11 protein-coding genes are annotated in these 13,648 nt (G+C 66.0%); 4 read left to right on the top strand and 7 right to left on the bottom strand.

Annotated features, from left to right (window positions below):
• Positions 1-141: 141 nt before the first annotated feature.
• Together BLQ70_RS09675 and BLQ70_RS09670 are read right to left on the bottom strand one after the other, a co-directional pair.
• Positions 142-1,731: a DHA2 family efflux MFS transporter permease subunit gene (locus BLQ70_RS09675; protein WP_091856806.1), complete on the bottom strand. Its 1,590-nt coding sequence runs from the start codon at positions 1,729-1,731 to the stop codon at positions 142-144.
• Positions 1,732-1,933: 202 nt separating this feature from the next.
• Positions 1,934-3,133 (bottom strand): HlyD family secretion protein, encoded by a 1,200-nt coding sequence (locus tag BLQ70_RS09670; RefSeq protein WP_091856805.1) that lies wholly within the window; start codon positions 3,131-3,133, stop codon positions 1,934-1,936.
• A 144-nt stretch (positions 3,134-3,277) separates the two neighbouring features.
• On the opposite strand from BLQ70_RS09670, the gene BLQ70_RS09665 reads away from it, so the two are divergent.
• On the top strand, positions 3,278-3,946 hold the full coding sequence (locus BLQ70_RS09665) for a TetR/AcrR family transcriptional regulator (protein ID WP_244511971.1): 669 nt from the start codon (positions 3,278-3,280) through the stop codon (positions 3,944-3,946).
• A gap of 11 nt (positions 3,947-3,957) precedes the next feature.
• Here BLQ70_RS09665 and BLQ70_RS09660 read toward each other — a convergent pair whose 3' ends face one another.
• Both BLQ70_RS09660 and BLQ70_RS09655 read right to left on the bottom strand, forming a co-directional pair.
• The gene (locus tag BLQ70_RS09660) at positions 3,958-4,857 is read right to left on the bottom strand and encodes a DMT family transporter (protein WP_061970546.1); all 900 of its coding nucleotides are present in this window, start codon (positions 4,855-4,857) and stop codon (positions 3,958-3,960) included.
• Positions 4,858-5,036: 179 nt separating this feature from the next.
• A complete protein-coding gene (locus tag BLQ70_RS09655) occupies positions 5,037-6,071 on the bottom strand; it encodes an aspartate-semialdehyde dehydrogenase (protein ID WP_061970545.1) in 1,035 nt (344 codons plus the stop codon).
• 479 nt (positions 6,072-6,550) lie between these two features.
• On the opposite strand from BLQ70_RS09655, the gene BLQ70_RS09650 reads away from it, so the two are divergent.
• A complete protein-coding gene (locus BLQ70_RS09650; protein ID WP_139163510.1) occupies positions 6,551-7,639 on the top strand; it encodes a hypothetical protein in 1,089 nt (362 codons plus the stop codon).
• A gap of 89 nt (positions 7,640-7,728) precedes the next feature.
• Positions 7,729-8,034: a hypothetical protein gene (locus BLQ70_RS09645; RefSeq protein ID WP_091856802.1), complete on the top strand. Its 306-nt coding sequence runs from the start codon at positions 7,729-7,731 to the stop codon at positions 8,032-8,034.
• Between the two features lie 70 nt (positions 8,035-8,104).
• On the opposite strand, the gene BLQ70_RS09640 is transcribed toward BLQ70_RS09645, so the two are convergent.
• The gene (locus tag BLQ70_RS09640) at positions 8,105-10,507 is read right to left on the bottom strand and encodes a transketolase-like TK C-terminal-containing protein (RefSeq protein ID WP_091856801.1); all 2,403 of its coding nucleotides are present in this window, start codon (positions 10,505-10,507) and stop codon (positions 8,105-8,107) included.
• A 160-nt stretch (positions 10,508-10,667) separates the two neighbouring features.
• Complete coding sequence (locus BLQ70_RS09635; RefSeq protein ID WP_091856800.1) at positions 10,668-11,360, bottom strand: invasion associated locus B family protein; 693 nt, start codon at positions 11,358-11,360, stop codon at positions 10,668-10,670.
• A 343-nt stretch (positions 11,361-11,703) separates the two neighbouring features.
• Here BLQ70_RS09635 and BLQ70_RS09630 point away from each other — a divergent pair, with 343 nt between their 5' ends.
• The gene (locus BLQ70_RS09630) at positions 11,704-13,125 is read left to right on the top strand and encodes an amidohydrolase (RefSeq protein ID WP_091856799.1); all 1,422 of its coding nucleotides are present in this window, start codon (positions 11,704-11,706) and stop codon (positions 13,123-13,125) included.
• Between the two features lie 142 nt (positions 13,126-13,267).
• On the opposite strand, the gene BLQ70_RS09625 is transcribed toward BLQ70_RS09630, so the two are convergent.
• Positions 13,268-13,546, bottom strand: a complete 279-nt coding sequence (locus BLQ70_RS09625) for a hypothetical protein (RefSeq protein WP_139163509.1) — start codon at positions 13,544-13,546, stop codon at positions 13,268-13,270.
• Positions 13,547-13,648 lie beyond the last annotated feature (102 nt).

The raw sequence follows: 13,648 nt of genomic DNA, 5'->3' as shown, positions 1-13,648 counted from the left end.
TCGGCCGAATGTCAATCAGCACGCCTGCGACATCGGGCAGCGCCCACAGCACATCGGCGTGATCGCCCTGGGCCTGATGCGCGGTGAGCGCATGAGGGCAAAGGCAGCTCCGGCGAAGCCGCAGCGGATCGCAGAGCCGGCCTAGTGCCCGCCGCCTCCGGCGCCCGCAACAGGCTTCGGCGGCTTGCTCAGGAACAGCGACATCAAGACGAGGCTCCCGAAGATCGCGGTCAGCCCAAGAAAGACGTCACCGAAGGCCATGACCAGCGCCTGCTTGTGGACGCGCTGGTTGATCAGGGCCAGCGCCATGGTCTGCGCGGCGTCGCCGTAGTCAATGAAGCGCTGCGCGGTATTGGCGATCGCTTCCTCCGCCACCCCACGCCCGGCGACCACCATTTCGTGCAACCGGGTGATGTGCAGGTCGGTGCGGGTATTCAGCATGGTGTTGATGACCGCGAGCCCGACCGCGCCGCCGAGGTTCCGGGTGAGATTGTAGAGGCCGGATGCATTCTTGAGCTGCTGCGGGGGCAGCGAGCCCAGCGCGACGTTGTTGATCGGCACCATGCACAGCATCAACGAGCAGCCGCGCAGGATCTGCGGCACCAGGAGCTCGTAGAAATCCCAGTCCGATGTGATGAAGGACGCCCACCAGGTGCCGACCGCGAAGCCGCCGAAGCCGATCATCATCATGATGCGCGGGTCGAGCTTGGCGGAAAGCCGCCCGGCGATCGGCGCCGTGAAGAACATGGCGAGGCCGGTGACGAACATCGTCTCGCCGATCATCAGCGCATCATAGCCGCGGATGCGCCCGAGATAGACCGGGTAGAGATAGGTCAGCCCGTAGAGGCCGATGCCCATGGTGAAGGAGAACAGCGAGCCGAACGCGAAGTTGCGGTTTCGGAAGGCGTAGAGATCGACCAGTGGGTCGTCCCGCGTCAGCGCCCGCCAGAAGAACAGCACCGCGCCTGTGACCATGACGATCGAGAAGAACACGATCTCGTGGCTCTGGAACCAGTCGAGCCGCGTCCCCTCCTCCAGCACATATTCGAGGCTGCCGAGAAAGGCGGCCATGGCGGCGAGCCCCAGCCAGTCGAAGCGCTTGATCAGGCTGTGATCGGGCTTGTCGAAATCGATCAGCGTCCAGGCTGCGATCGTCACGCCGATGCCGGGCACGACATTGACCAGGAAGAGCCAATGCCAGGAGAAGGCATGGCTGAGATAGCCGCCGACCGTCGGGCCGATCGTCGGCGCCAAGGTCGCGACGAGCCCGATCAGCGGCGAGATGATCGGCCGCTTCGACGGCGGGAAGATGGTGAAGGCGGCTGCGAAGACGCCGGGAATCATGCCGCCGCCGATGAAGCCCTGCACCGCCCGCCACAAGATCATCTCGTTGATCGAGGTGGCCTGGGCGCAGAGCACGCTGGCGATGGTGAAACCCGCCGCCGCGATCGAGAAGAACACCCGCGTCGACAGCGCCCGGCTGAGATAGCCGGAGAGCGGGATCATGATCACCTCGGCGATCAGATAGGCGGTCTGGACCCAGGCGACCTCGTCGGACGAGGCGGACAGGCCGGCCTGGATCTCCGCCAGCGAGGCCGAGACGATCTGGATGTCGAGGATCGCCATGAACATGCCGAAGACCATCGCCATGAAGGCGAAGATCCGGCGGAGCGGAATGGCGTCTTCGGCGGGTTTGGCGCCGGCGCCCGGATTCAGGGTCGCAGTGGCCATGACGGCCTGCCTTTCATGGGGGTGTCATCCCGTGCGCACTGCGGCATGGAATGCCGCTGCGCAGACACGGGACCGTCATCAGAAAAGGGCGCCCTCGCAGCGGCGGGAGCCGGTTACATCTCGTCCTGCGGTCCCGCATCTGCGCAGCAGCACTTCGTGCCGCAGCGCGTGCGGGATGACCCGCTTTATCAATGCCCCCGCATCAGCGCTGGGCAGCCGGCCGCGGATCGATCGAGACCACGACCGACATGCCGGGCCGCAGCACATGCTTCGCGGTCGAGTCCTTGTCGAGCGCGATGCGCACCGGCACGCGCTGCACGATCTTGGTGAAGTTGCCGGTCGCGTTGTCGGGCGGCAGCAGCGTGAAGACCGAGCCCGTGCCACCGGCGATGCCGCTGACCGTGCCGTGGAAGACCTGCCCCGGCAGCGCATCGACGGTGATGCTCGCCTTGTCGCCGGTCTTCAGCGGCCCGACCTGCGTCTCCTTGAAATTGGCGTCGACATAGACCTGGTCGAGCGGAACGATCGACATCAGGCGCTTGCCGGCCCCGACGAGATCGCCGATCTGGACATTGGTATTGGCGACGACGCCGTCGATCGGCGCGGCGATCTTCATGAAGGAAAGATCGCGCTCGGCCTTCTGCTCGGCGACCTTCAACTCGTCGATCTGGCGGGCGGCCTCGATGCGCTGTGCTTCCAGAACCTTGATGTTCGCCTGCGCCTGCAGGACACCGGCCTTGGCGCTCGCAAGCGCGGCGACGGCTTGATCACGACCCGCCGTCGCGGCATCGAGCGTCGCCTGCGAGCCGTAGGACTTGGCGGCGAGACTGCTGGCGCGTTCGAAATCGGCGGCCGTGCGCGTCACCGCCGCCTCGGCCGAATTCTGCTGCGCCTGCGCCTGCGTCTGGGCGGCGCGCGCCGCTTCGACCTGGCTGTCGATGCGCGCCAGCGTCGCCTGCGCCGTTGCGGTCTTGGCGCGCGCACTGTCGAGCGCGATCCGCCAGTCGCCCTCATCGAGCGCGACGAGCGGCTGCCCGGCCTTGACCTCCTGATTCTGCTGCACAGAGACGAAGGCGATATTCGCGGAAAGCTTGGCCGAGACCGTCGCCATCTCCGCACCGACATAGGCGTCATCGGTCGAGACGATGAAGCGGCCATTGCGCCACCAGTCGATGCCGTACCAGAGCCCGGCTCCCACGATGGCCGCAGCCACGACGAGCAATGCGCCGCGCTTCAACGGGTTCTTTCCGGATTTTGCCTTGCCGTCGGCGGGTTCGGCCGGCGTGCTCTTCGCCTGTGCGTCGCGGGCGGTGGCGGGCTCGGCCGGCTGGGCGGTCTCAGCTGTGGGGTCGACCAGCTTCAGCCGGTCGCGGCGGTGTTCGGTAGCGGTTTCAGCAGACATTGGGCGTCCTGCATGTCAATTCGAACCAATCGGTTCGATTGCGCTTGAAATAGCGCGGGCTATGATGCATATCAAGTCAAATCGAACCGATCGGTTCGATTCTTTTTTGCAGCATGCGCGGAGCGCCCCTTCCGCCAGGGAATGATGACCAAGACCTCCGAAGCCATCGTTAAGACCGTCGCGCGCAATCACCGCGTCGCCGGCGCCGACCCTGACAAGCGGCGGCAGATTCTCGACGGGGCTCACCAGGTCTTCATCGCCCGCGGCTTCGACGCGGCCAGCATGAGCGACATCGCCGCCACCGCGAACGTCTCGAAAAGCACGCTCTATGTCTATTTCGAGGACAAGGAGCATCTCTTCGTCGCGTTGATCGAGCGCGAGCGCGAAGCGCAGAAGCGCGGCGCCTTCGAAGCTCTCGCCGAGGATTCCGATCCGGTCCGGGCGCTCGGTAATTTCGGCCAGTGTCTCGTGCGCATGATCAATTGTGAATTCGCGGTCAGCGCTCATCGCGTCGTCATCGGCGTCGCCGAGCGGATGCCCGATCTCGGCCGCGGCTTCTACGAGAACGGTCCGATGCAAGGCGCCAAGCTGATCGCGACCTATCTCGACCGGATGGTGGCCGAGGGCAGGCTCGCGATCGAGGACACCAATCTCGCCGCCGTGCAGTTCATCGATCTCTGCCAGTCGACCCTGACCCGCCCGCGCCTGTTCAATGCCGTCCGCACGCCCCCGAGCGAGGACGAGATCCGCCGCGTCGTCGGCGAGGCGATCGCGATGTTCATGGCGCGCTATGGCGCAAAGCAGCGAGGCTGACGCCGACGCCCTCAGCCCGCGACCTGCCTGGCGCGGATGCGCTCGCGATGGGCGGTATAGAGCCCCGACGCCGCGATGATCGCAGCGCCGACATAGGTCCAGAGATCCGGGATCGCTGCGAAAACCAGATAGCCGAAGATCGAAGCCCAGAGCAGTTGCGAATAGGCGAAAGGTGCCAGCAGCGAAGCATCCGCATAGCGGAAGGCCTGGATCAGGAAGATATGCCCGATCGTCGAGATGCCGCCGACGAAGACGCCGATCAGGATCGCGTTGAGATCGAGCGCCTGCCAGCTGAACGGCACAGCCAACGACAGCAGGATGAAGCCAATCGTGGCGGAATAGGCCAGCGTCACCACCGGCGTCTCGGTGCGGCTCATCATCCGGGTCACGATCAGCGAAAACGCCCAGAAGAACGACGAGCCGAGAACGAAGAACGAGGCGCCGTGAAAGCCGTCACCGCCGGGACGCACCACGACGATCACGCCGACCAGCCCGACAATCGTGGCGAGCCAGCGTCGCCAGCCGACGATTTCGCCCAGGATGGGAATCGACAGCGCCGTCACGAAGAGCGGCGAGACAAAGGAGGTGGCGGTCGCGTCCGCCATCGGCAGGTCGTGCAGCCCGGCCACGAACAGGATCGAGGAGATCGTCACGCCCAGAGCCCGCAGCACCTGCAGGCCGGGCCGGCGTGTGCTCATCCGGCGGAAGCCGCCAGTGAAGCAGACGGTGACGAGCATGATCGCGGCGAAGGTGCCGTAGCGCATCCAGGTGATCTGGAGCGCGGGCAAGCTGATCGCGAGATATTTGGAGGCGATGTCGCCGCTGCACATGAAAATCGACGAGAGCAGCACAAGTGCGATGCCGCGCGCGGAATTGTCGATGCGCAGCGGCTTGCCTTCCTGCGGAGGCATGACCGGCGGTTCTGGAAGGGGGGCGTTGGGCAAGGGCTGGGTTCGCACGCAGGGTTGCCCAAGCCTTACCCTGTTTGCCTTGCATAGCCACCACGCAAAGACGGTCGCCCGCCCATGCGCGTGGACATTGCCGGTGACCCTGCCCGGGTTTCGGACAGGGTCGGGCAGCGCTTCAGTTTTCAGGCAGCCTGCTTGCGCGGCTGGATCAGCTTGCGGTTGACCAGAACCTCGGCGATCTGCACCGCGTTCAGCGCGGCGCCCTTGCGCAGGTTGTCGGAGACGCACCAGAAGGCGAGGCCGTTCTCGACGGTCGCGTCCTCGCGGATGCGCGAGATATAGGTCGCGTCCTCGCCGGCCGCCTCATGCGGAGTGATGTAGCCGCCCGGCTCGTGCTTATCGATCACCAGGATGCCCGGAGCGGTACGCAGCACCTCACGCGCCTCGTCGGCGGTGATCGGCTTCTCGCACTCGATGTTGACGCTCTCGGAATGGCCGATGAAGACCGGCACGCGCACGCAGGTCGCGGTCAGCTTGATCTTCTTGTCGAGGATCTTCTTGGTCTCGACCACCATCTTCCACTCTTCCTTGGTGAAGCCGTCCTCCATGAAGACGTCGATATGCGGGATGAGGTTGAAGGAGATGCGCTTCGGGAACTTCTTGGTGGTGACCTCGCCGGCCGAGAACACGGCGCGGGTCTGGTTGAAAAGCTCGTCCATGCCCTCCTTGCCGGCGCCGGAAACCGACTGATAGGTCGAGACGACGACGCGCTTGATGCCGAACTTGTCGTGCAGCGGCTTCAGCGCGACGACGAGCTGCGCGGTCGAGCAGTTCGGGTTGGCGATGATGTTCATCTTGGTGAAGCCGGCGGCGGCGGCGGCGTTCACCTCCGGCACGATCAGCGGCACATCCGGGTGCATGCGGAAGGCCGAGGAATTGTCGATGACGACGGCGCCCTGCGCGCCGATCTTCGGCGACCAGGCCTTCGAGACATCGCCGCCCGCCGACATCAGGCAGATATCGGTGTCGGAGAAGTCGTAATGCTCCAGCGCCCGACACTTCAGCGTCCTGTCGCCGAACGAAACCTCGGTGCCGACCGAGCGCGAGGAGGCAAGCGCCACGACCTCGCCGACGGGGAAGGCACGCTCGGCGAGAATGTCCAGCATCTCGCGGCCTACATTGCCGGTTGCGCCGACCACTGCGACCTTGAAGCTCATGATGTGATCCTTTGCGGATAAGACGGTTCGGGTCTCCCTTTGGGGGCCGCCCCGCGCCGGTTTCGGGCGGGTTCGGCGATCTCTCCCCGCCGGGGGGAGATGGACCCGGAACCGAGGCGAAGCGTCAGCGCGACGGACCGGCTTTCCCGGTCGTCGTTTTGGTCGTGAGTTTCGTCGTCGTCGGACGGACAGTCACAGAGCCAATCCCGAAGGGCTGAAAACTTCGCAAGGCGGCGCAACCTTGCACCGCGCCCTGTCAGAACACCCGCGGCGACGAAAAGTCAATCTCCCCCGTGCGGGGAGCTCCGCTCCGCCCGTTAACCCTGCCCGTTGACCTCTTGTTCACGCTGCCGGCCGATCGCCCGTTCTCGGTAACCCGACGGCGACTCTCGGCGTCCAGCCTGCCCCGCCAGACTGAGGATTGCGTGGCCATAGCGCCCTGCGGGAGTAACCGGTTGCATTTGCGTTCGGACGAATTGATGTCACGGCTTCAGCCCCTGCTGCGGCAGCTCCGGCCGGGGTTGTCCCGCGCCGGCGCGCTGTTTCGCGCTGCATGGGCATGGGCTGCGAAGGTCGACCTCGTCCCGCTTCTCATTACGTCTGCCGATCGCATCGAAGCCGGTTTCCGTGCCGTCTGCCGCATGGGCAGCCGCCTCGCGCCGCGCCGCGGCTTCGGCCTGCCGGGCGCTCTCGCCTGGCGCATCGCGGCGGCACTCGGCGGCATCAGCCTGACGGCCGCGCTCGTCACAGGCCTCTCGGCAAACGGCGAGGGCCCTCCCCAGCTCGCCAGCCTGACCTCGCCGGTGGCAGCCGCCACGACCCGGAATGCAGCTCTCGGTAGCAAACCGCTGCACGCAGCAACGGAAGCCGACTGGCTCGCGATCTCCCGCCCGATCGCGATCTTCAATCTCGAAGCCCCTGAACTCGGGCGAGAGGCGCCCGCGATCGAAGCGCGCCGCAGCCGCGACGGTGGCCAGCGCGAGGACCTGCTGAGCTTCGGCAGCTTCGCCGGGGCCGGATCGCATCTCTCGCTGCGCCTGAAGACGGGAGACGGCATCGCCGCCAGCTCCGGCTCCTTCACGATCGCGCTCGTTCACGCCGCGGCGCTCCGCAGCCTCGCCGTCGAGCGCAGCAGTGCGCCTGCCACGATCGAGACCCGCTTTGGCGCGCTCGAAACCGCAGATGTCGTTCTCGGCGACGGCACCGAGAGCCGCACCTGCCTCGCCTTCCGAACGGTCGGATCCGAGGCTCCCTTCACGATGAGCGGCTGGTGGTGCGCCGGTTCCAGGCCCAGCGACCGCCGCCAGCTGGCCTGCCTGATCGACCGCCTCGACCTCGCCAATGCCGGCGCCGAGCCCGAACTGCGCGCGGCCTTCGCCCGCAGCGAGCTTCAGCGCCAGGCGGGTTGCGCGCCCCAGCGGCTGTCGGCGACCGGGCGAAAGCTTTCCTGGCTCGATCCGAACGGCACGCTGCCGGCCTTGCGGATGAAGACCACGACCGGGGAAACGGCAAAGCCCGCGGCTGAACCTCGCCCGCGTCGCGCCAAAAAGCCCCGCCGTTCCCGCTAACAAAGTTGTTAACGACGCGGTGCTAGTCTTTGCGCCGGATTTGCGATGCTTACATCGAGTGGATCAGCCCACTCCCGGAGATTGCCGTCATGATGTCGTTCAAGCGCGTTGCCGCCCTCCTCGCCGTCGCTGTCACGGCCTCCACCGTGATGGCGAGCATCGCCGAAGCGCAGAACCGCCGCGGCCCGCTGCGCGTCACCGTGCAGAAGCGCAGCTATCTCGACACGGGCAACGTCGTGCCGGTCGGCTCGATGAACCGCTATGCCAGCCAGCACATGTCGGCCTCGCCGATCTATGTGAACACCGGCGACCTCTACGGCGAGGGCACCCTGCCTGGCCGCGTCGGCGCGGGCTCCAACCCGTTCGCGAATACATTCGCGACGCCGCGTTTCTGATACGCGTTTTTTTTGAACGGCATCAGTCATCCCGTGCACGCGCGGGATGACACATTCATTCAGCCGCGCCCTACTCCGGCAACACCTTGAGATAGCGCACCGGCCGGCCGGGCGCCGCCGCATTGGCCGCATGAACGATCGCGTTCGCGTCGATGCCGAAATGGCGGTAGAGATCGGCCACCGTGCCGGTCTGGCCGAAATGCTCGACGCCGAGCGCCTTCTGCTTGTGGCCATGGACGCTGCCGAGCCAGGCCAGCGTCGCCGGATGCCCATCCAGCACCGAGACGATGCCGCAATCGCGCTGGAGATCGCCGAGCAGCCGCTCGACATGGCTCGTCGCCGCATGGTTGCCGCGCTGGCGCGCCCGCTCCGCCGCCTGCCAACCGGCATTGAGCCGGTCCGCCGAGGTGATAGCGAGCAAACCGACATCGCGCCGGTCCTCGGAGAGCAGTCCGACCGCCTCGATCGCCTCGGGCGCGACGGCGCCGGTATAGGCGATCACGACGGAAGCGTTCGGCCCCGGCTTCCTCAGCCAATAGGCGCCGTCGATGATGGCGCGCTCCAGCTCCGGCGTCATCGCGCGGCTCGGCTGCTCGACCTGCCGGGTCGAGAGCCGGAGATAGACCGAACCGCCGGTCTCGTCGCGCAGCCAGGTGCGCTCGTCGGGGTCCCCCTCGCCGTCGCGCTGCATGTAGTCGAAGGACCAGCGCATCATCACGGCAAGCTCGTCGACGAAGGCCGGCTCGAAGGCGCATAAGCCGTCCTGGCTCATGCCGATCAGCGGCGTCGCGATCGACTGATGCGCGCCGCCCTCCGGCGCCAGCGTCACGCCCGACGGCGTCGCCACCACCATGAAGCGCGCATCCTGGTAGCAGGCATAGTTCAGCGCATCGAGCCCGCGCGAGATGAAGGGATCGTAGAGCGTGCCGATCGGGATCAGACGTTCGCCGAAGATCGAATGCGACAGCCCGAGCGCCGAGAGGTTGATGAAGAGGTTCATCTCGGCAATGCCGAGCTCGACATGCTGGCCCTTCGGCGAGAATTCCCATTTCTGCATCGAGGGGATGCGCTCGTCCTTGAAGGTGTCGGCCATCGACGCCTTGGCGAAAAGCCCGCGCCGATTGACCCAGGGCCCGAGATTGGTCGAGACGGTGACGTCCGGCGCAGTGGTCACGATCCGGTCGGCCAGCGGCCCGCCGGCCTTGGCGATTTCGTCGAGCACCTTGCCGAAGCCCATCTGGGTGGACATCACCGGCTGGATGCCGGCGGGCAGCGTCGCCGGGACGGGCAGCTTGGCGGCGGACAGGCGCCGCCGTCCCTGCGAGAAGAACGGCACGGTGTCGAGGAAGGCTCGCATCTCGCTCTCGGGCAGGCCAAGGCCCTCGAACAGGTCCCATTCATGGCCGGGGCGGACATCGTTCGCCTTGCGGAAACCGTCGAGCTGCTCCTTGGTCATCAACCCGGCATGGTTGTCCTTGTGCCCGGCGATCGGCAACCCGAAACCCTTCACGGTATAGGCGAGGAAGCAGACCGGCCGGTCGTGATCGATCGCCTCGAAGGCTTCGAGGATCGACGGCAGGTCGTGGCCGCCGAGATTGCACATCAGCTTCGAGAGCTCGGCATCGGAGCGCGTCTCGATCAGCCGGGTCACCGGCCCCTGGTCGCCGAGATCGTCCATCAGGCGCTTCCGCCAGGCCGCCCCGCCCTGGAAGGTCAGCGCCGAGTAGAGCTGGTTCGGGCAGGAATCGATCCAGGCCTTCAGCCGCTCGCCGCCCTTTTCCTTGAACGCTGCCTGCTGGAGCGAGCCGTATTTCAGCGTGACCACGTCCCAGCCGAAATTGCGGAACATCGTCTCGAAACGGTCGTAGAGCCCCTCGCGGATCACCGCATCGAGCGACTGGCGGTTATAGTCGATGATCCACCAGGTATTGCGCAGGCCGTGCTTCCAGCCCTCCATCAGGGCCTCGAAGATGTTGCCCTCGTCGAGCTCGGCATCGCCGATCAGCGAGACCATGCGGCCTTCCGGCCGGTCCTTCGCCCAGCCATGCGCCTTCACGTAATCCTGCGTCAGCGAGGAGAACAGCGTCTGCGCGACGCCCAAGCCCACCGAGCCGGTCGAGAAATCGACGTCGTCGATATCCTTGGTCCGCGAAGGATAGCTCTGCGCGCCCTTGTAGCCGCGGAAGTTTTCAAGCTTCTCGCGTGTCTGCAGGCCCATCAGATAATTGATGGCGTGGAAGATCGGCGAGGCATGCGGTTTCACCGCCACCCGGTCCTGCGGCTTCAGCGCGGCCATGTAGAGCGCCGTCATGATCGTGGCGAGCGAAGCCGACGAGGCCTGGTGCCCGCCGACCTTCATCCCGTCTTCGTTCTGGCGGATGTGATTGGCGTTATGGATCGTCCACGAGGCCAGCCAGAGGATCTTCTTTTCCAGCTCGGCGAGAAAAGGCAGGCGCGGATCGGTGATTGTCATGGATTTCGGCTCGAACTCCCCAGTGCAACCGATCATGCACGGAAGCACTGGCAGAACGAGCCAAATTTCTGTGTCGCCACGGGCAGATTTGGTGATTTCCGCTACGGCGCCGTAGCAAGGCGCCGGAAATCACCAATCATGCGCCCGGTCCGATTGCCGGCTACTTGTCGATCTGCGCGATGCGATCCAGTGCCGCGCCGAAGCCGCCCAGCGAGACATTGAACGAGACCGGCTCGTTGTTCGAGAGGTTCAGCGCCGCGACCGTCAGCGCCTTGCCGGCCTTCATCGCGTCGGTCGCGACAGTCGGGAACGAGATCGGCAGCAGGCAGCCCTGCGCCAGGCAGGTCGAGAAGCGCAGGCCCTGGCCGAGGTCCTTGTCGTCGAGCCGCAGCACCGCGCCGTTCTCCAGCTTCATCCCGAACGGGAACAGGATCGTGCCCTCGGCGCGACCGTCCTTCGGTGCGCGCAATTCGATGGCGAAGACGCGCTGGCCGGTCTGACTGTTGCCCTGCGATTGCAGGAGCACGCAGAGCCGCTGCCCGTTGGCGATCCGGCAGTCGACGGTCCAGTCGCCATAGGTCTCGTTGATCGCGCTGGCGCCGTTCGGCAGCGTCGCTGCGCCAGCGGCCGGCTGGCTGACGCTCGGGGCGGCCGGAGCTTGCGCGACAGGTTGGGCCGGCTTCGCGGCGGGCTTGGGGGCCGGCTTGGAGGCCGGACGCGGCGCAGGCCTTTGCGGGGCAGCAGCGGCTGGCCGCTCCGCCGGTTCTTCCTGCGCCCACAGGGCAGACGAGGCGAAGGAACCGACCGCGAGAACCGCAGCGACCGAGGCGATCCTGAGTGAATGATGTTTCATGTCAGCACTGTCATATGAAGATGTCGCTCGCCCTATCGCAGAAACCTCTTCCGAGAGAAAGCACGAAAACGAACTAACCGGCGAATAAGCGGACCAGAGCTTCAAATTTGAAAGAAGGATCACAATTGAATGATTTCAATCTGCAAGTATTCGCCCCTGCACAATCTTTTCGGGACAACCGACTTCGTCCACCCGCGCCGGCTCCTCGGGCCCCCGGCATCCGCACGACCCTGCCCCCAACGCAGGTGAACCCCGCCGCCAGGCCGCTTGTGAGCCGTCTGCTCACCATGCCAGAAACTGGCACGGAATCGGGCCGGACGGCCCGCGCAGAAGGAGCCTTCCCATGAGCAACAGCAAGGATGTCTGGCGTCGGATCGACGACAAGGCCCCGGCTTATTTCGGGCTCTCCGACCGGATCTGGCACATGCCGGAGCTGAACTATCAGGAGGTCCGCTCGGCCGCCGAGCACGGGGCCATGCTGGAGAGCGAGGGCTTCCGCGTGACGACCGGCGTCGCAGGCCTGCCGACCGCGGTCGTCGGCGAAGCCGGCGAAGGCGGCCCGGTCATCGCGATCATGGGCGAGTTCGATGCCTTGCCGGGCCTGAGCCAGGAGGCCGGCAACGCGACCGAGACTCCGGTCGAGAAAGGCGGCAACGGTCATGGCTGCGGTCACAACATGCTGGGCTCAGCCTCGCTGCTCGCCGCCGCCGCGGTGAAGGATTATCTCGCCGCCAACGGCCTCAAGGGCCGCGTGCGCTATTACGGCTGCCCGGCGGAAGAAGGCGGCTCGGCCAAAGGCTTCATGGTCCGCGCCGGCGCCTTCGACGATGTCGATATCGCGCTGTGCTGGCACCCGGCCTCGTTCAACGGCGTCAACCGCGCCTTCTCGCTCGCCTGCGTCGAGATCGAGTTCACCTTCTCGGGCCGTGCCTCACATGCCGCCGCCGCACCGCATCTCGGCCGCTCGGCGCTCGATGCGGTCGAATTGATGCATATCGGCGTCAACTACATGCGCGAGCACATGCCTTCGACGGCGCGCGTGCATTACGCGATCATCAATGCCGGCGGCATCGCCCCCAACGTCGTGCAGGCCACGGCGACGACCCGCCAACTCATCCGCGCCGCGACGCTCTCCGAGATGTGGGAACTCGTCGCCCGCGTGAAGAAGATCGCCGAGGGCGCCGCCCTGATGAGCGAGACCACCGTCGCGATCAAGCAGCTCTCGGGCGATGCCAATCTCGTCGGCAACCGCCCGCTGGAAGAGACGATGCAGGCCAATCTGCTGGCGCTGGGCGGCCCCGGCTTCGACGCCGCCGACCATGCCTTCGCTGCCAAATTCCAGAAGACGCTGAGCCCGCAGGACATCGCCGCCGCCTATGGCCGCTTCGACCTGAAGCCGAAGGACGGCGAGGCGCTGAGCGACGAGATCTATCCGCTCGGCGCCGGCAACGACACCTCCGTCGGCTCGACCGACGTCGGCACGGTGAGCTGGGTCGTCCCGACGGTGCAGTGCCGCACCGCCTGCTACGCAATCGGCACGCCCGGCCATTCCTGGCAACTCGTCGCGCAGGGCCTGGCACCGGCTGCGCATAAAGGCCTGGCGCTCGCCGCCAAGGCGATGGCCGGCGTCGCCTCGGACGTGCTGAACGACCCTGCGCTGCTCCAGGCAGCGAAGGACGAGTTCGCAGCCTTCCGCGCGAAGAACCCTTTCGCCAACCCGATCACGGATGATGTCGAGCCCCCGCTCGACATGGCCGCGCATTAAGCGGGTGGAGTAGAGGTAACACGCGCGTCATCCCGGATGCAGCGAAGCTGAGATCCGGGATCCATCGTAGAGCGCGGCGCCCTTCGATGGATCCCGGGTCAAACCCGGGATGACGGCTTGTTTCCGTGAAAATCTACGCGCGCTAGCCGCCCTGCGGCCCGGATAGCTCAACGCGTATCGTCGGGCGCGTCGCCTTGAATTCGGTGACGGCGGCCGAGGTGAGATCCGAAACCGAGTCGGATGCGTTCGACATCAATCGCAGGATGATCCGACCGAGCCGGTCGCGGGCCTCGCTTTCCAGCTCGGCATCGAGCCTGCTGTCATGCCCGATCGCGGCCCAGGCCCTGGCCTGGACGGCTTCTGCGACGAGCAATTCCTGGGAGTTCAGGACACCGGGAAAGCGGAAATTCGAGCTAGGCATGGGCGATTCAAACATGGCTGGGCAACGGATATAGGACGGCAGCGGTTCCCGGCAAGGCAGGGCTAAGATCCGGAGTCGGGTTGGCCGCCCTCTTCGCTTTGG

It is taken from the genome of Allobosea robiniae, from assembly GCF_900102525.1.
Classification (GTDB): domain Bacteria; phylum Pseudomonadota; class Alphaproteobacteria; order Rhizobiales; family Beijerinckiaceae; genus Allobosea; species Allobosea robiniae.
This window is presented reverse-complemented; position numbering and strand designations above follow the sequence as displayed.

What these genes read in the sequence shown, in the direction of transcription:
- BLQ70_RS09670 (WP_091856805.1), bottom strand. Translation starts at nt 3,133, where the DNA reads ATGTCTGCTGAAACCGCTACCGAACACCGCCGCGACCGGCTGAAGCTG.
- BLQ70_RS09630 (WP_091856799.1), top strand. Translation starts at nt 11,704, where the DNA reads ATGAGCAACAGCAAGGATGTCTGGCGTCGGATCGACGACAAGGCCCCG.
- BLQ70_RS09675 (WP_091856806.1), bottom strand. Translation starts at nt 1,731, where the DNA reads ATGGCCACTGCGACCCTGAATCCGGGCGCCGGCGCCAAACCCGCCGAA.
- BLQ70_RS09650 (WP_139163510.1), top strand. Translation starts at nt 6,551, where the DNA reads ATGTCACGGCTTCAGCCCCTGCTGCGGCAGCTCCGGCCGGGGTTGTCC.
- BLQ70_RS09625 (WP_139163509.1), bottom strand. Translation starts at nt 13,546, where the DNA reads ATGCCTAGCTCGAATTTCCGCTTTCCCGGTGTCCTGAACTCCCAGGAA.
- BLQ70_RS09645 (WP_091856802.1), top strand. Translation starts at nt 7,729, where the DNA reads ATGATGTCGTTCAAGCGCGTTGCCGCCCTCCTCGCCGTCGCTGTCACG.
- BLQ70_RS09660 (WP_061970546.1), bottom strand. Translation starts at nt 4,857, where the DNA reads ATGCCTCCGCAGGAAGGCAAGCCGCTGCGCATCGACAATTCCGCGCGC.
- BLQ70_RS09665 (WP_244511971.1), top strand. Translation starts at nt 3,278, where the DNA reads ATGACCAAGACCTCCGAAGCCATCGTTAAGACCGTCGCGCGCAATCAC.
- BLQ70_RS09655 (WP_061970545.1), bottom strand. Translation starts at nt 6,071, where the DNA reads ATGAGCTTCAAGGTCGCAGTGGTCGGCGCAACCGGCAATGTAGGCCGC.
- BLQ70_RS09640 (WP_091856801.1), bottom strand. Translation starts at nt 10,507, where the DNA reads ATGACAATCACCGATCCGCGCCTGCCTTTTCTCGCCGAGCTGGAAAAG.
- BLQ70_RS09635 (WP_091856800.1), bottom strand. Translation starts at nt 11,360, where the DNA reads ATGAAACATCATTCACTCAGGATCGCCTCGGTCGCTGCGGTTCTCGCG.